This is a genomic window from Streptomyces sp. NPDC018029, from assembly GCF_044327655.1.
Classification (GTDB): Bacteria; Actinomycetota; Actinomycetes; order Streptomycetales; family Streptomycetaceae; genus Streptomyces.
This window is the reverse complement of record NZ_JBIRFV010000008.1, coordinates 304903-320855: the sequence shown is the minus strand read 5'-3', so window position 1 is coordinate 320855 and position 15953 is coordinate 304903. Positions and strand designations below refer to the sequence as shown.

General features: G+C 70.7%; 17 protein-coding genes and 1 pseudogene. 11 read left to right on the top strand and 7 right to left on the bottom strand.

The genetic code is table 11. The features are described from left to right. Nucleotides 1-13: 13 nt before the first annotated feature. Both ACH4D5_RS25405 and ACH4D5_RS25400 read right to left on the bottom strand, forming a co-directional pair. A complete protein-coding gene (locus ACH4D5_RS25405; RefSeq protein ID WP_398306698.1) occupies nt 14-322 on the bottom strand; it encodes a hypothetical protein in 309 nt (102 codons plus the stop codon). 7 nt (nt 323-329) lie between these two features. Next, nucleotides 330-977, bottom strand: coding sequence for an ATP-dependent Clp protease proteolytic subunit (locus ACH4D5_RS25400; protein ID WP_398306696.1), 648 nt, complete (start codon nt 975-977; stop codon nt 330-332). Nucleotides 978-1146: 169 nt separating this feature from the next. Here ACH4D5_RS25400 and ACH4D5_RS25395 point away from each other — a divergent pair, with 169 nt between their 5' ends. From ACH4D5_RS25395 to ACH4D5_RS25365, 7 genes are all read left to right on the top strand, one after another. Beyond that, nucleotides 1147-1425, top strand: a complete 279-nt coding sequence (locus ACH4D5_RS25395) for a type II toxin-antitoxin system Phd/YefM family antitoxin (RefSeq protein WP_398306694.1) — start codon at nt 1147-1149, stop codon at nt 1423-1425. A 596-nt stretch (nt 1426-2021) separates the two neighbouring features. Next, a complete protein-coding gene (locus tag ACH4D5_RS25390) occupies nt 2022-2324 on the top strand; it encodes an urease subunit gamma (protein ID WP_398306692.1) in 303 nt (100 codons plus the stop codon). A 50-nt stretch (nt 2325-2374) separates the two neighbouring features. Continuing rightward, complete coding sequence (locus ACH4D5_RS25385; protein ID WP_398307088.1) at nt 2375-2686, top strand: urease subunit beta; 312 nt, start codon at nt 2375-2377, stop codon at nt 2684-2686. After that, nucleotides 2679-4400, top strand: coding sequence for an urease subunit alpha (locus tag ACH4D5_RS25380; protein WP_398306691.1), 1722 nt, complete (start codon nt 2679-2681; stop codon nt 4398-4400). The genes ACH4D5_RS25385 and ACH4D5_RS25380 overlap by 8 nt, the downstream gene beginning before the upstream one ends. A gap of 29 nt (nt 4401-4429) precedes the next feature. Next, nucleotides 4430-5104 carry an urease accessory protein UreF gene (locus ACH4D5_RS25375; RefSeq protein WP_398306689.1) on the top strand — a complete coding sequence of 225 codons (675 nt, stop codon included), beginning with the start codon at nt 4430-4432 and terminating at the stop codon, nt 5102-5104. Nucleotides 5105-5171: 67 nt separating this feature from the next. Beyond that, nucleotides 5172-5855 (top strand): urease accessory protein UreG, encoded by a 684-nt coding sequence (ureG, locus tag ACH4D5_RS25370; protein ID WP_398307086.1) that lies wholly within the window; start codon nt 5172-5174, stop codon nt 5853-5855. After that, nucleotides 5813-6682 carry an urease accessory protein UreD gene (locus ACH4D5_RS25365; RefSeq protein WP_398306687.1) on the top strand — a complete coding sequence of 290 codons (870 nt, stop codon included), beginning with the start codon at nt 5813-5815 and terminating at the stop codon, nt 6680-6682. The genes ureG and ACH4D5_RS25365 overlap by 43 nt, the downstream gene beginning before the upstream one ends. 19 nt (nt 6683-6701) lie before the next feature. On the opposite strand, the gene ACH4D5_RS25360 is transcribed toward ACH4D5_RS25365, so the two are convergent. Further along, a complete protein-coding gene (locus ACH4D5_RS25360) occupies nt 6702-8450 on the bottom strand; it encodes a chitinase (RefSeq protein WP_398306685.1) in 1749 nt (582 codons plus the stop codon). A gap of 129 nt (nt 8451-8579) precedes the next feature. Beyond that, nucleotides 8580-9413 carry a PIG-L family deacetylase gene (locus tag ACH4D5_RS25355; protein ID WP_398306683.1) on the bottom strand — a complete coding sequence of 278 codons (834 nt, stop codon included), beginning with the start codon at nt 9411-9413 and terminating at the stop codon, nt 8580-8582. A 382-nt stretch (nt 9414-9795) separates the two neighbouring features. On the opposite strand from ACH4D5_RS25355, the pseudogene ACH4D5_RS25350 reads away from it, so the two are divergent. Continuing rightward, nucleotides 9796-10044, top strand: a pseudogene (locus ACH4D5_RS25350) (AMP-binding protein); the annotation flags it as partial. 97 nt (nt 10045-10141) lie between these two features. Here the strand turns inward: ACH4D5_RS25350 and ACH4D5_RS25345 are convergent. Next, nucleotides 10142-10915: a hypothetical protein gene (locus ACH4D5_RS25345; RefSeq protein WP_398307112.1), complete on the bottom strand. Its 774-nt coding sequence runs from the start codon at nt 10913-10915 to the stop codon at nt 10142-10144. A 410-nt stretch (nt 10916-11325) separates the two neighbouring features. Beyond that, entirely contained in the window at nt 11326-11685 is a 360-nt protein-coding gene (locus tag ACH4D5_RS25340) for a MerR family transcriptional regulator (RefSeq protein WP_398306681.1), read from the bottom strand. Between the two features lie 112 nt (nt 11686-11797). Between ACH4D5_RS25340 and ACH4D5_RS25335 the strand changes: the two genes are divergently transcribed. The 3 genes from ACH4D5_RS25335 to ACH4D5_RS25325 all read left to right on the top strand — a co-directional run bounded on the left by ACH4D5_RS25335 (nt 11798) and on the right by ACH4D5_RS25325 (nt 14717). Next, nucleotides 11798-12409: a DsbA family protein gene (locus ACH4D5_RS25335; RefSeq protein ID WP_398306679.1), complete on the top strand. Its 612-nt coding sequence runs from the start codon at nt 11798-11800 to the stop codon at nt 12407-12409. After that, entirely contained in the window at nt 12406-12900 is a 495-nt protein-coding gene (locus tag ACH4D5_RS25330; protein ID WP_398306677.1) for a nucleoside deaminase, read from the top strand. The genes ACH4D5_RS25335 and ACH4D5_RS25330 overlap by 4 nt, the downstream gene beginning before the upstream one ends. 188 nt (nt 12901-13088) lie before the next feature. Further along, a complete protein-coding gene (locus tag ACH4D5_RS25325; RefSeq protein WP_398306675.1) occupies nt 13089-14717 on the top strand; it encodes an alpha/beta hydrolase in 1629 nt (542 codons plus the stop codon). Nucleotides 14718-14823: 106 nt separating this feature from the next. On the opposite strand, the gene ACH4D5_RS25320 is transcribed toward ACH4D5_RS25325, so the two are convergent. Then, on the bottom strand, nt 14824-15873 hold the full coding sequence (locus ACH4D5_RS25320; protein ID WP_398306674.1) for an NAD-dependent epimerase/dehydratase family protein: 1050 nt from the start codon (nt 15871-15873) through the stop codon (nt 14824-14826). Nucleotides 15874-15953: the final 80 nt, after the last annotated feature.

Below are 15953 nucleotides of genomic sequence, written 5' to 3'. Positions count from 1 at the left end.
TGCCGACGGGATTTCAGGAGCCTTGCGGCGGTGGCACGGTGAGTCGTCCCGCCCGCCGCTCGCCGTCGAGGACGCGCAGCGCCCGGGCCAGCGTCGGTGCGTGCACCTCAGTCTCGCCCCGCTGGTGCATGAGGGCGAGCGCGTCCCGCAGGGCGGTGGCCCGGCCGACCAGGGCCTGGGCGGCGCGCAGCCCGCGGTAGGTGTGCTCGGCGCGGGCCGGATTGATGCGGCCGAGCAGGTCGACGACTTCGAGATAGCGGTCGATCACCTCCGCCTCGGCGCGTGTGAGGGCGGGCAGGGGCGGCAGTTCGGGCGGCAGCATCGGTGGCTCACCTCGGGTCGCGGGCGGCGAGCGAGGTCTTGCGGCTCGGGATGATCCGGTCCACGAGCCCGTACTCCAGGGCCGCCGGGGCGTCGAAGATCTTGTCCCGTTCGATGTCGGCGGTGACCCGCTCCTGGCTCTGCCCTGTGTGCCGTACGAGCATGTCCTCCAACTGCCGCCTGGTGCGCAGGAGTTCGTCGGCCTGGATCGCCAGATCCGTGGCCTGGCCCTGGATCGGTTCGGAGATGGCCGGCTGGTGGATCAGGACGCGCGCGCCGGGCAGCGCGAACCGCTTGCCGGGTGTGCCGGCGGCGAGCAGGACGGCGGCGCCCGACGCGGCCTGGCCCAGGCAGATCGTCTCCACGTCGCAGCTGACGAACCGCATCGTGTCGTAGATCGCGGTCATCGCACTGAACGAGCCGCCGGGGGAGTTGATGTACAGCGAGATGTCGCGGTCCGGCGCCTGGTACTCCAGGTGCATGAACTGCGCCATCACGTCGTTCGCCGAGGTGGCGTCGACGGGGGTGCCGAGGAAGACGATCCGCTCTTCGAGGAGCTTGGAGTACGGGTCCGTGGTCCGCGCTCCCGAACTGGTGCGTTCGGTGAACTCGGGCAGGACATGACGGGCAGCTGGACGGGCGGACGAGTGATTCATGACGCGCCTTTCTTCTTCCGGTCGCCACGGTGCGGTCCGGCTCTGTAAAAAATGTACAGGACGTACGTTAGGCGTGGGCCCGGCGCGCGGCGTCGGATTCGGTGATCAGGACGTCCGTAGGGGTCGCTCGCGCCCAGAGCCTGCGAAGAGCGGCGTCTAAGCTGGACGCATGGCCTACGAGATTCCGGTGACGCAAGCCCGCGCAGAGCTCGCCGAGCTGATCAACCGCGTCGTCTACGGCGGCGAGCGGGTCGTCGTCACCCGGCACGGCAAGCCGCTCGTGGCGCTCGTCTCCGCCGCCGATCTCGAACGCCTCGAAGGGCTCGCGGAGGCCTCCGAGGAGCGGACGGTCAGCACCGTCACCTCGATCGAGTCCACGTCGCCCGCCCCGTCGGAGCGGCAGCGGTTCGGTATCGCGGCCGAACACCGCGGCCCGAACGCGACGTAGCGCGACGTCCGCCCGAGCGTCGGGCCGGCCCCGACGCCCGCGGCGCCGGGCAGGCCGCGAGCCCGGCGACGGCAGCGCTCGCTGCGAGCGTCGTCAGGCCCAACGCCCCCGCTGCCGCGCACCAGTTGCCGGTGTGGCCGCCGAGTCGGCTGTGCGCGAGTGCGGCCGCCGTCGCCACTACGGTGGAGTCGGGGGCCTGTTCCCGTACGGCCTGCCGCGGCAACTGCGCGACGGCCGGGCTCGCACTCGTCGCGGTGAGCAGCTTTGGTGCGCCGGACGCGGCGACGATCGCGTCGTATACGGATCCGGTACGGACCCGGCCCTTCGGCGCAGAGTGGCAGGTCGCGGGGTGCGGTGCGGGCTGCGGGCCCTGATGGGTATGGCGGAGCCCAGCTGACGGTCATGGGGCGGTCAACGACTGGTTAACCTCGTTGAAACTCCTCCCAACTACTCTCCCGTGCCACGCCACCAGCGGGTTTTCTGACCTGGGTGCGCAAGATCGCGTGCACTCGCTGTGTGTTACATCTATATCCGTCGCGGTGGCCGCGGCAGCCGGACCCCGCACGGTTCGGAGCGAGGACTGTGAGGTGGGACGCGTGCAACTGACCCCGCACGAGCAGGAGAGACTGCTCATCCATGTGGCCGCGGATGTGGCCGAGAAGCGAAGGGCGCGGGGACTGCGGCTCAACCACCCCGAGGCGATCGCCCTCATCACCTCCCACATCCTCGAGGGTGCCCGCGACGGCCGCACCGTCGCCGAGCTGATGTCCTCAGGGCGGCGGATCCTCACCCGGGACGACGTCATGGACGGCATCCCGGAGATGATCCACGACGTCCAGGTCGAGGCCACCTTCCCGGACGGCACGAAGCTCGTCACCGTCCACGAGCCGATCGTCTGACGGGAGTCTCGCGCCTCATGCATGCCCCATCGCACGGCACCGCCCACGGCCTGGTCCCCGGAGAGATCCTCTTCGCGGACGAGCCCGTCCCCTTCAACGAGAACCGCGAGGTCACCCGCCTCACCGTCCTCAACGCCGCCGACCGCCCCGTCCAGGTCGGCTCTCACTACCACTTCGCCGAGGCCAACCCGGGTCTGGACTTCGACCGCGGCGCCGCGCACGGAAAGCGGCTCAACATCGCCGCGGGAACCGCCGTGCGCTTCGAGCCCGGAATCCCCGTCGACGTCGAACTCGTCCCGCTGGCCGGCAAGCGCGTGGTGCCCGGTCTGCGCGGCGAGACCGGAGGTGCCCTCGATGCCTGAGCTGTCCCGTGCCGCGTACGCGGATCTCTTCGGCCCCACGACCGGCGACCGCATCCGGCTCGCCGACACCGACCTGCTCATCGAGATCGAGGAGGACCGTTCGGGCGGCCCCGGCCGCTCCGGCGACGAGTCCGTCTTCGGCGGCGGCAAGGTCATCCGCGAGTCGATGGGCCAGTCCCGCACCACCCGCGCCGAAGGCGCCCCCGACACCGTCATCACCGGCGCGGTGATCATCGACCACTGGGGAATCGTCAAGGCCGACATCGGCATCCGCGACGGCCGCGTCACCGGCATCGGCAAGTCCGGCAACCCGGACACGATGGACGGCGTCCACCCCGATCTCGTCATCGGTCCCGAGACCGAGGTCATCGCGGGCAACGGCAAGATCCTCACCGCGGGCGGCATCGACACCCACATCCACTTCATCTCGCCGACCATCGTCGACGAGGCGCTCGCCTCCGGCGTCACCACCCTCTTCGGCGGCGGCACCGGGCCCGCCGAGGGCAGCAAGGCGACCACCATCACACCCGGCGCCTGGCACCTGTCCCGGATGTTCGCGGCGCTGGAGTCCAGCCCCGTCAACATCGGCTTCCTCGGCAAGGGCAACACCGTCAACGCCGAGTCGATGCACGCCCAGCTCCGCGCCGGCGCCGTCAGCTTCAAGATCCACGAGGACTGGGGCGCCACACCCGCCACGATCGACGCCTGCCTGAACGTCTGTGAGGAGACCGGCGCCCAACTCGCCGTCCACACCGACACGTTGAACGAGGCGGGATTCATCGACGCCACCTTCGACGCCGTCGCGGGCCGCACCCTGCACGCCTTCCACGTCGAGGGCGCGGGCGGCGGCCACGCCCCCGACATGATCACGGCGGTCTCGCTGCCCAACATGCTGCCGAGCTCCACCAACCCGACCCGGCCGCACACCGTCAACACCGTCGAGGAGCACCTCGACATGCTGATGGTCTGCCACCACCTCAACCCGGCCGTCCCCGAGGACCTTGCCTTCGCCGAGTCCCGCATCCGGCCCACCACGATCGGCGCGGAGGACATCCTCCACGACCTCGGCGCCATCTCGATCATGTCCTCGGACTCCCAGGCCATGGGACGCATCGGCGAGGTCATCATGCGCACCTGGCAGACCGCGCACGTCATGAAGCGGCGCCGCGGCTTCCTGCCGGGGGACACCCGCGCCGACAACCACCGCGCACGTCGCTATGTCGCCAAGTACACGATCAACGCGGCCGTCGCCCAGGGCATCGACCACGAGCTCGGCTCGGTCGAGCCCGGCAAACTCGCCGACCTGGTGCTGTGGGAACCGGCCTTCTTCGGCGTCAAGCCGCAGCTCGTCCTCAAGGGCGGACAGATCGCGTACGCGCAGATGGGCGACGCCAACGCCTCCATCCCCACCCCGCAGCCGGTCCTGCCGCGCCGCATGTTCGGGGCGCACGGCGGGGCCCCGGCACTCAACTCGGTCAACTTCGTGACCCAGTCGGCGCTGGACGACGGTCTTCCGGAGCGCCTCGGCCTGGCCAAGCCGTTCGCCGCGATCCGCTCCACCCGCGGCCGCAGCAAGGCCGACATGCGCGAGAACGACGCGCTGCCCCGGGTCGAGGTCGCCGCCGACAGCTTCGCCGTCACCATCGACGGCGAACTCGTCGAACCGTCACCCGCCGCCGAACTCCCGCTCGCCCAGCGCTACTTCCTCTTCTGACGGCCCGACGACACCAGGCGACCCCACCCATGTCCAGAGCAGCACTTCTCGTCCTGGCCGACGGCCGTTTCCCCGCCGGCGGGCACGCCCACTCCGGCGGCGCCGAGGCGGCCGTCAAGGCGGGCCGCATCACCGGCGCCGCGAGCCTGGAGGCCTTCTGCCGGGGCCGGCTGCACACCTCCGGGCTCGTGTCGGCCGCCCTGGCGGCGGCCGCCGCCCTCGGCGTCGACCCGGGAGCCCTGGACTCGGCGGCGGACGCCCGCACGCCCTCGCCCGCCCTGCGCACCGCCGCTCGGCGCCTCGGCCGGCAGATGATGCGGGCCGCCCGCGCCACCTGGCCGCACCCCGAACTCGACGCGCTGGCCCGGCAGTTCCCCAAGGGCGCCCACCAGCCCGTCGTCCTCGGCCTCGCCGCCCGCGCCGCCGGACTCGGGCCCGAGGACGCGGCGTACTGCTCGGCGTACGAAGGGATCAGCGGACCGGCGACCGCCACCGTGCGGCTGCTCAGCCTCGACCCCTTCGACGCCACGGCGGTCCTGGCCCGGCTCACGCCCGACGTCGATCACGTGGCACTCCAGGCCGCCGACGCGGCGAGACGCGCCGTCCACGAGGGCGTCGACGCGCTGCCCGCGGCCTCCGCGCCGCTCCTGGAGATCAGCGCGGAGGTACACGCGGCCTGGCCGGTACGCCTCTTCGCGTCGTAGCACCCCCGATCCACTGCCCCTGCCCGCCCCCTCCGGCGGCCCACCCCCGACCCATGGAGCTTTCATGCTGCACCTCGACCACTCCCACGACGGCCCCGCCGCCGTCTCCGCCGACGCCCACCGTCCCGACGGCCGCCGCCGCGCGCTGCGCATCGGGCTCGGCGGCCCGGTCGGCTCCGGAAAGACGGCGACCGTCGCCGCGCTCTGCCGCGAACTGCGCGACGAACTCTCCCTCGCCGTCGTCACCAACGACATCTACACCCGCGAGGACGCCGAGTTCCTGCTCCGCGAGGCCGTCCTGCCGCCCGAGCGCATCACCGCCGTGGAGACCGGCGCCTGCCCGCACACCGCGATCCGCGACGACATCTCCGCCAACCTGGAGGCCGTCGAGGACCTGGAGGACGAGGTCGGCCCGCTCGACCTGATCCTCGTCGAGTCCGGCGGCGACAACCTCACGGCCACCTTCTCCAAGGGCCTCGTCGACGCGCAGATCTTCGTCATCGACGTCGCGGGCGGCGACGACATCCCGCGCAAGGGCGGCCCCGGTGTCTCCACGGCCGACCTGCTCGTCGTCAACAAGACCGACCTCGCCCCGCACGTCGGCTCCGACCTCGCCCGGATGGCCGCCGACGCGAAGGCGCAGCGCGCCGAACTCCCCGTGATCTTCCAGTCGTTGAGGTCCGGCGAGGGCGTCGGCCCGGTCGCCGCATGGGTGCGCGAGCAGTACGCGACGTGGACCGCGTCGGCGTGACGGTCGACCTGGCCCCCCGGGTCGCCACGGACGCGAGCCTGCTGTCGTCGGCCGCGACCGGCGCCGAGACGGGCGGCGCGGGCATCCGCGCGACCGCCCGCCTGGAGGCGCGTGCCGACGGCCGGGGCGGCACGTCGCTCCCCGTCCTCGACGGCGAGGGCCCGCTCGCGCTGCGCCGCACCCGCTCCACCGGCCACGCGGCGCGCGTCACGCTCGTCGGCGCGATGAGCGGTCCCCTCGGCGGCGACCACCTCACCGTCGAGGCCACCGCCCATCAGGGCTCGGCACTGCACATCGCATCGGCGGCGGCCACCCTCGCGCTGCCGGGCCAGACCCGGGCGACCGCGCGCTACGACGTACGCCTCACCGTCGCCGACGGCGCAGAACTGTACTGGCTGCCCGAGCAGCTGATCTCCGTGTGCGACAGCGACCTGCGCGTCACCACGCGCGCCGAGCTCGCCGCCGGCGCGCGCCTGGTGCTGCGCGAGGAGCAGGTCCTCGGCCGCACGGGCGAAGCCCCCGGCCGCCTGACGAGCCGCCTCACCGTGCGCCGCGCGGGACAGCTCCTCCTCGACCAGGAGCTGTCCTGCGGCCCCGGCTCGCCCGGCGGCTGGGACGGCCCGGCGGTCCTCGCCGGCCACCGGGCGCTCGGGCAACTGATCGTCGTACGACCGGAGTTCGCGCACGAAAAGCCATCCGCGGGGCCGCTGGGGGAGTGGGCCGCCATCACGCCGCTCGCGGGCCCCGGGGTGCTGGTCACCGCTGTCGCGCCGGACGCCCTCCTGGTGCGCGGGGTGATGGACGAGGCTGTACGCCGCCTGGGCTGACCCGTTCCCTACCCGTTCACTAGGGAAGGCTGTGCACCTTCGGGCCGACGGCGTTCGACCACGCGTTGCCCGCGGTCGCGTCCCAGTTCGTGGACCACGTCATGGCACCGCGCAGCGCCGGGTACGTCTTGGACGGCTTGAAGGAGCCGCAGCCGGTGCCGCGGGTCAGGCAGTCCAGGGCGTTGTTCACGACCGACGGGGCCACATAGCCGCTGCCCGCGCCACGCGTCGAGGCGGGGACGCCGATCCCGACCTGCGACGGGTCGAGGCCGCCCTCCAGCTGGATGCAGGCGAGCGCGGTCAGGAAGTCCACACTGCCCTGGCTGTAGACCTTGCCGTCGCAGCCCAGCATCGAACCGCTGTTGTAGTACTGCATGTTGACGACCGTGAGGATGTCCTTCACGTTCAGCGCCGTCTGGAAGTAGCCGCCGGAGGTGGACTGCATGTCGATGGTCTGCGGCGCCATCGTGAGCACCATCTTCGGGCCCGCCTTCGCCGCGAGCTGACGCAGCGCCTTCGTCATGTAGGTGGGGTTGAGGCCGTTCTCCAGGTCGATGTCGACGCCGTTGAACCCGTACTCCTGCATCAGCGCGTAGGCGCTGTTCGCGAACGCCGTCGCGGAGGCATCACTGTTGACGGAGATGGTGCCCTTCTCGCCGCCGACCGAGAGGATGACGGACTTGCCCGCTGCCTTCTTCGCGGCGATGTCCGCCTTGAAGTCGGCGGTGGAGGCATAGCCGACGGCCGGGTCCAGGTTGAAGGTGATCTGGCCGGGGGTGGGCGTGGCGTCGGCGAAGGAGACGGCGATGATGTCGTACTGCGAGGACACGTCCCGCAGCTTCTGCACGGTGGCGCCGTTGTCGAAGTTCTGCCAGTAGCCGGTCAGCGCGTGCCTGGGCACGGTGCTGTCCCCGCCGCCGTCACCCTTGGCGGTCCGTGCGGTCACGGCCGTCGACTTGGCGGACTCACCCGCCGCGTTCGACGCGCTCACCTGGAAGGTGTAGGCGGTGTCGGGGGTGAGGCCGGTGACGGTCGTGGAGGCGCCGCTGGTGGAGGCGACCTTCGTGCCGTCGCGGTAGACGGTGTAACCGGTGGCCTTGGACACCGGGGTCCAGGACAGGTCCACCGTCGTGGGCGTCGTCGCGCCCGCCGCGAGTCCGGCCGGCACGGCGGGTATCTCCACCGGGTCGGTGCCGCCGCCCCCGTCGGGCCCGAAGACGCTCACATCGTCCACGTAGTACGCGCTCTGCCCGTACCAGCCGTGCGTGTACACGGTGACCGACGTGGTGTTCGCGCCGGTGGTGAAGCTGGTGGAGAGCTGCTGCCAGGACGAGGTGCTGGGCGTCCAGGTCGACACGTCGGTGGTACCGGTGCCGCGGGCGCCGAGGTAGGCGTAGCTGCCCTGCACCCAACTGCTGAGCTTGTACGTCGAGTTGGGCTTCACCGCGACGATCTGGGAGCACTCTGCGGTGCCCTGGCCGGACGGAGTGGCCTTGAGCGCCTTCGTGCCGCCGTGCACGGGGGAGGAGACGGCGGCGCCGCTGCCGGCGGCGCAGGTCCAGTTGCTCAGGTCCGACTCGAACCCGGCGTTCTTGACGACGTTGACGTCTGCTGTGGCGTTCGCCGCGCTGACGTCGGCCGTCTTGGCGTCCGCCGACTGTGCGGGTGCGGCGAGCCCGGTGACGGCGAGCGCGGCGGCCGCGCCGACGGCGATCGCCGCACCGAGTCTCCGTCGAACACCGGCTCTGCCCTGACGTACACGGTCCACGGGGTGCCTCCAGGGAGGGGTGGGGGAGGAAGTGAACGACGGTGGCCACCGCTGCTGTGCGCATCGTTGGTCCAGACCAATCAAGTTGTCAAGACCTCAGGAGAGCCGAACCCGTGTGAGTGTGGGGCGTCAGCGCAGTCCGGCGAAGAGATCGTTCTCGGGCACGGGCGCGCCGGTGGTGTCCTTGACGCGTACGAAGGTCTCCATGCCCATCAGCTCGCCGAACCTCTCCTTGCCCATCTTGAGGAAGAAGATGTTCTCGCCCTGACTGGCGTGCGCGGCCAGTGCGTCGAACTTCTGGCCGCTGAACGCGGTGGTGTCCACCCACGTGGTGATCTCGTCGTCGGGGAGGCCGATCTCGGCCAGTGCGGCGGCCTCGGCGGGATCGGGCTCGGGCATGTCCTCACCGAACTCGCGCATGATCTCGCCGAACCGCTGCATTCCCGAGCGGGGCATCGTCGTCCAGTACACCTTCGGTGTCAGCGAGGTCATCTCCAGCGCCGCCATCGTGATGCGGTGGGCCTGGATGTGGTCGGGGTGTCCGTAGAAGCCGTTCTCGTCGTAGGTGACGACCACATCGGGTCGGTAGTGCCGCATGAGCTCCGCGAGGCGGGCGGCGCCTTCCTCGACGGGGGTCTGCCAGAAGGACCCGGGGACGTCGTTGCTCGGCCAGCCCATCATCCCGGAGTCGGCATAGTCCAGCATCTCCAGATCGCTGATCTTCAGGACGTCGCAGCTCGCCTTGAGTTCGTGACGGCGCATCAGAGCGACGGCCGCCGGGTCGTGTCCGGGCTCACCGGGCTTCACACCCCCCGGCCCGTCACCACAACTGCCGTCGGTACACGTCACGAGAACCGTGCGCACACCCTCCGCCGCGTACCGCGCGAGGATCCCTCCGGTTCCGGTGGCCTCGTCGTCGGGGTGGGCGTGAACTGCCATGAGCGTCAAAGGCCGGTCGGCCATGAGTCGGTCCTCCTGCAGAAGTAAGGTCGTGATCGAATTACGCGGCGGTCATACCGCAAACCAGGGGCGACGAGGCCCCTGGTCGATGCAACAGCGCCGACCGGACAGGCTGTTCCCGGGGCGGCCACTCGGTCTTCACGGCATGCGCCGGACGACTCGTCGGCCCGGCCGGGCGGTCGCTCGCCTCGCCGGAATTGATCTCGCCCACCCATACGTCTTCGAATTCGACGTGGTCAACTCCGAGGGATCTCCCCGCCGGGCCCGCCCCGTTAGATCGTTGCAAGTTGAATTGCACAGCTGGAACACGATTGGGAGTGGCTCCACCCCAGGTCAGGGGGAGTGGCCATAGGTAATCGTGTCAATCCGATGAAGATGCACAATTGTGGTCGAGGTGTCGTCCAAAGGGATTGGTGGGAATCGTCTCCCGCTTCCCGGCCCGGGGGGCGGTGACGGCCGACGCCGTGAACTCACCTACCAGGAGCTCCACCGCCGGGCCGCCGCGGTCGCCCAGCGTCTGCGACATCACGGAGTTGGTACCGGCTCCCTGATCGATTTGCTGGCCCCACACACCCGTGCACTCGCGGTCGGCATCCTCGGCATCCTCAAGTGCGGTGCCGCCTACGTCCCCGTGGACCTCGACTATCCGGAGGAGCGGATCGCCTGGACGCTCGAAGACAGCGGCGTCACCATCTCGTCACCACCCGGAATTCGGGCGCGGACGACCTGGCCTACGTCATCCACGCTTCCGGAGTCTGCCCAAGGGTGTCCAGGTGGAACACCGCAACGTCGTGCGGCTCTTCGACGTCACGCGCGACTGGTTCGGCTTCGACGAGAACGACGTATGGCCCCTGTCGCCGCCTAGCTGTCGAGCACGTTCCTCGCGTCGGCGAGAAACGCCGGCCGCACTCAGCGCGGCCGCCGAGATGGGCGATGGGGAAGTCCACGCCGCCCTTGGTGACCTGAGGTCGCGCCCCGGCCCCCGGAATGCCCCGTACAGTGGCGCCATGCCCTGCCGCACGGCGCGGAACTGCTCGGGCGTGATGCCGAACCGGGCACAGGTGTCGTCGTCGATTTAGACACTGCCCTGGTGATCTGCATCGTGCTGCCCTCGGCGAGCTGTCCCGCCACCAGGTGGGCGGAGGCGCCAGGATGAACTCGTAACCGGGGACGCGTTGGCGCAGGTAGTGGGTGTGCGCCTCGAGGACGCAGTCCTCGTCGGTCTCCATCGCCTGGTCCGCCAGTGCGTCCAGCGCCGCGTCGTCGGCCAACGGCACCGCGACACGGATGCGGCTGCCGGTCAGCGCCTCGGCGGGCTTGAAGCAGCCCAGTGGCAACCCATGGCGCTCGCGCAGCAGCGTCTTGTCGGCCTCGGCCCGGGTGATCGAGTAGCCGGGCAACCGCGGCAGGCAGACGCCGAACTTTCGGTGGAACGCGGTCGCTCCGGCCTCGGTGGCCAGGGTGGCGTACGGGTCGTCATCCGGTCGTGGCGCGGGCACTTCCACCTGGTCCTCGACCGACGGATACAGCGTCGTCTTGCGGTTCAGCTCAACTGCTCCAGCGGTGCGGCCGGCCGGTCCGGGGGAGATGCGACCGCCAGCGCAAGGAGTGCGTGGGTCAGGTAGCAATAGCGCATCTCGGGAACCTGTACGGGAACTGCCTCGGACGCCGCCACGGCTCCCCGAGCCCCACGACGAGGTCGCCCGGCGCGCCCAGATACACCGACCTTGCCTCGTTGTACTCGGCACGGGCCGCCTCCGCGGCGCCGGCCAGGTCCAGCCCGAGCAGACGCAGTGAGACCTGCTCAAGTTCCGCACGCGACAGCAGCTCCGGCCTCATGCAGAACCCCTCCCACGCCAGGGTCCTGCCTCGGTGGACGACGGCCGGCTTCTGGTCCTGGCCTATCGTCTGTCGGCTACGGGGCTTCGCCGGGCAAGGCCGTTTCGATGCGGAGCGCCTGCAGCGTGTCGAGTTCCCGGTCGATGTCGCGTCGCTTGGCCTCCAGGCGCTCGGCCTCCTGGGCGAACAACTGCTCCATGACACCGTTGCGCTCTTCGGGCGGGGCCTCCATACAAGGCAGCACTTCGTCGATGGTCGCGCTGCCCAGGCCGGCGGCGAACAGGTGCTGGATCATGACGACCCGCTCCACCATCGAGCTGTCGAAGTCACGCCACCCGCCGGGAGTGCGCTCGGAGCGTATGAGCCCGTGCGACTCGTAATACCGCAGAGACCGCGTGCTGACGCCGCTGGCCTCCGCCAGCTCACCGATACGCATGAAACCTCCTGAACTGTTCGCCGACTTCCGTTCCTTGAAGTTGACACCGGCGTGAAGTTACACGATCCGGGTGTCGCACCGACCGAGGTGCTTCGGAGGGCCGGAGGCCAACGTGACTGCTCAGACCCATCCCGCTCAGATCCATCTGTGGTCGGACTACGTCTGCCCGTTCTGCCTGATCGCCGAAGAGCTGGTCGAGCGAGCGATCACCCATCAGCCCGATACCGAAGTCGTCCACCACGCCCACGAGTTGCGTGCCCGGCCTGCGCCCACCCTGCGGCCGGAGGACCCGTACCTGCCCGACATCTGGGAACGTGCCGTCTACCCGATGGCGCACCACCACCAAGTCCCGCTGCGATTGCCGACCGTCTCGCCGCAGCCCTACACCGAACTGGCCTTCCGGGGCGCCCAGTACGCCGCGGAGCAAGGGCGGGCCCATGCCTATCACCGTCGCGTGATGACGGCGTTCTTCCGTGACGACCTCGACATCGGGGACCGCGCGGTCCTGGCCCGCCTGGCCGAGGAGGCCGGACTCGACCCGGTCGCCTATGCGGCGGCCCTCGACGAGCAGAAGTACGCGGAGCGGCACCGCCGTGCGCTGGCCGAGTCGGCGCGGATGAACATCACCGTCGTCCCCACGATCGTCATCGGCACCCGGCGCATCGAAGGCGTCGCCACCGAAGGCGTGATCCGCCGGGCCCTGCGCGAAACGGCCGCCGCGTGAGCGCGGACACGCCCCGGCTCACGGCCCTGATGGCCGACGCCGTGGAGGCCTGCGTCCGCAGGGTCGAGTCCGGCGGGGTCCCCTTCGTCGGAGTGCTCGTCGCCGACGACGGGTGGGTCTCCGACCCCGGCGTGAACCTCGTCCACGAGACCGGCGACCCCACCGCTCACGCGGAGATCGTCGCCCTGCGACAGGCCGTCCGGGCCCGCGGCCGTGCTGCTCTGCGGGGAGCGACCCTGCTGGCGACGGGGGAGCCGTGCGCCCTGTGCTACCGCGCCGCCGCCGCTCACGGCATCACCGCCGTCCGCTTCGCCGTCGACCGCGACACCGCCGCCGCGTGGGGCTTCGACTACCGGGCCGGTTACGACGCCGACGGAACCGACCGACTGCCCTTGGCGACAGCGGCCCGACACCTCGCCGTGGAGCGGGGCCTGACCCCTTTCATCCGCTACCTGGCCCTGCACCACCCCGACTTCACCCACCACCCCTAACCCACCACCCCCTCCCGTAACCCACGCCACATCAAGGACACCAGCAGCCCACCCACCGGTGACGGTCACGACCCGCTCACCGGGTCGGATCAATCCGTTTATCGGATTGGTAAAGAACCCCCGCCGCGCCTGTCCCCGGCGCCCCTCAGGCGCAAGGATCCCCGTACTGATCGACAGTGTTCGAATCTATGTGCGGGAGGCCTCACTTGAGAAGGAGCCCAGGGAGCAGGCGGCGGACGGCGGTGCTCGGATCCGCGGGTGGTCTCGTCGTGGCGACGCTGATAGCGGGCGGCGTCGCCGCACCCACGGCGACCGCCGACGGCACGTCCCATTCCGGTTCCGGCAAGGACCGTGAGGCCCGAGGCGCCGCCATCGCCGCGCAGCGTGCCGCGAAGGCCGGGATCGACTGGCGGGACTGCCCCGCCGACTGGGGTCTGGAGAAGCCCATCCAGTGCGGCTGGGTCACCGTCCCGCTCGACTACGCCAAGCCCAACGGCAGGAAGATCAAGCTCGCCGTCGACCGGATCGGCAACACCGGCGGCAAGAGCGAGCGCCAGGGCGCCCTCGTCTACAACCCCGGCGGTCCCGGCGCCTCCGGCCTGCGCTTCCCGCGTCGCGTCGTCACCAAGAGCAAGCTCTGGGAGAAGACGGCGAAGGCGTACGACTTCGTGGGCTTCGAGCCGCGCGGCGTCGGCCACTCGGCCCCCGTCTCCTGCGTGGACCCGCAGGAGTTCGTCAAGGCGCCGAAGCTGGACCCGATCCCCGACAGCGAGGCCGACAAGCGCGCCCAGCGCAAGCTCGCCGCCGAGTACGCGGACGGCTGCCAGGAGCGCAGCGGCGACCTCCTCCCGCACATGACGACGCCCAACACGGCCCGCGATCTGGACGTCATCCGCGCCGCGCTCGGCGAGAAGAAGCTGAACTTCCTCGGCGTCTCCTACGGCACCTACCTGGGCGCGGTCTACAGCACCCTGTACCCGACGCACGTGCGCCGCATGGTCTTCGACTCCGTGGTGAACCCGCGTACGGACAAGATCTGGTACGAGGTCAACCTCGACCAGGACGTCGCCTTCGAGAAGCGCCTCATCGACTGGATGACGTGGGTCGCGAAGAACGACGCCGCCTTCCACCTCGGCGACACCTACGACAAGGTCCGCGCCCAGTGGGACAAGCTCCGCGCCACCGCGAAGAAGCAGCCCCTGGACGGCGTCGTCGGCCCGGCCGAGCTGCACTCCTACTTCCAGAACGCGCCGTACTACGACTCGTACTGGGTCGAGATCGCCACGAACTGGAGCAAGTACGTCGCCGGCGACCCGAAGCCCCTCGTCGAGGCGGCGAGCCCCGACATGGCCGACACCGCGGGCAACATCGCCCAGGAGAACAGCAACGCGGTCTACACGGCCGTCGAGTGTGCCGACGCCAAGTGGCCCCGCAGCTGGAAGAAGTGGGACCGCGACAACACCCGCATCCACCGGACCAGCCCCTTCTTCACCTGGGGCAACGCCTGGATGAACCTGCCGTGCGCGACCTGGTCGAGCAAGCAGCAGCGCCCGCTGGAGATCCGCACCCACAAGGGCCTGCCGCAGACGCTGATCGTCCAGTCCACCCGTGACGCCGCCACGCCCTACCCCGGCGCCGTCGAACTGCACGAGCGCCTGAAGGGCTCCCGCCTGATCACGGAGAAGGACGCCGGTTCGCACGGCATCACCAACATCGCCAACCCGTGCCTCAACGACCGCGTCGACACCTACCTGTTGACCGGCAAGCTTGATGCCTCCGACGTGACCTGCGCCCCGCACGCCACGCCGAAGCCGTAACGCGCAGACGCGCAGACGCGCAGACGCGCAGACACGCGGGCGGCCGTCACCGGATCGACTTCCGGCGGCGGCCGCCCCCCCCCCGCGCCTGCCCCCATGCCCGGCCTCAGGACCTCCGCCGCTCCAGCCACTCGTCCTCCGCCGCGTAGTCGAAGAGGTCGACCGACGGATCGTAGTTCTTCGCCATCTTCGGGAACGCCTCACGCCAGTCGCGGTCGCCCAGCCGCTCGGCGAGCCAGCCCACTGTCTCCGCCACCGAGTCGGTGTACGTCGTCACGGCGCGGTAGCCCAGTTCCCGCTCCGCCGCGGACATGTCGTAGACCACCGGGTGCGGCGTGGTCCAGGGCGTGACGCCGACGTTCCGGGCGGGCGCCGCACCCGGCACCGTCACTGTCACCGTCTCGCCCCCGACCCCCATCACGGCGTCGATCGCCGCGCCCATCTCCGCGACCGTGGGCGCGTCGGGATCGCCCGCGTTGAGTACCCGGGAACCGGGCCGCGCGGCGGCGAGCCGCACCAGCTCCGCGATGTTGTGGACGCTCACCGGATGGAAGCGGCTGAGTCCACCGTGCGCCAGTACGCGCGTACGCCGCCCGTCCAGGTTCCGCTTCACGAAGTACAGCTCGCGCGGCGTACGACAGTACGGGCCGTAGACCGCCCCGGCCCGCAGCAGCGTCACGGGCAGTTTCTCGCCGAGCGCCAGGAGTTCCCGCTCGATCCGGATCTTCCGGGTGCCGTACGTCGAGTCACCGGGCTCGACGGTGGGCTGGCTCTCCGGGATCGGCACCGGGTACTCGGGAAAGCCGTCCGGCTGGTCCTGGGTGTCGAAGCTGCGGCCCCGCCCGTCCCGGTAGACCGCTCCGCTGGAGAGCACCACGGCCGACCCGATGCGATCGCCGAGGCCGGCGTACTGCCGGGCGTGCGCCGCGGTGAACGCCACCGTGTCGACCACGAGATCCACGCCGTCTCCCAGCGCCTCGGCGAGCGCCGCGTCGTCCTCCCGGTCGAGCCGCACCGTTCGTACGTCCTCGGGCCACCGTACGTCGCAGTCCGCACCCCGCGACGCCGCCAGCACCGCCCAGCCGTCCTCCGCGAGGGCTCGCACCGCCACGCGCCCGATCTGCCCCGTCGCGCCGATCACCAATGTCTTCTTCATGATCGGACCGTACGTCCCGGCATACGTGCGCCGAAGAGGGATCTGCTCTCGGCAGACGGGCGAAGGCAGGGGAGCGGTGC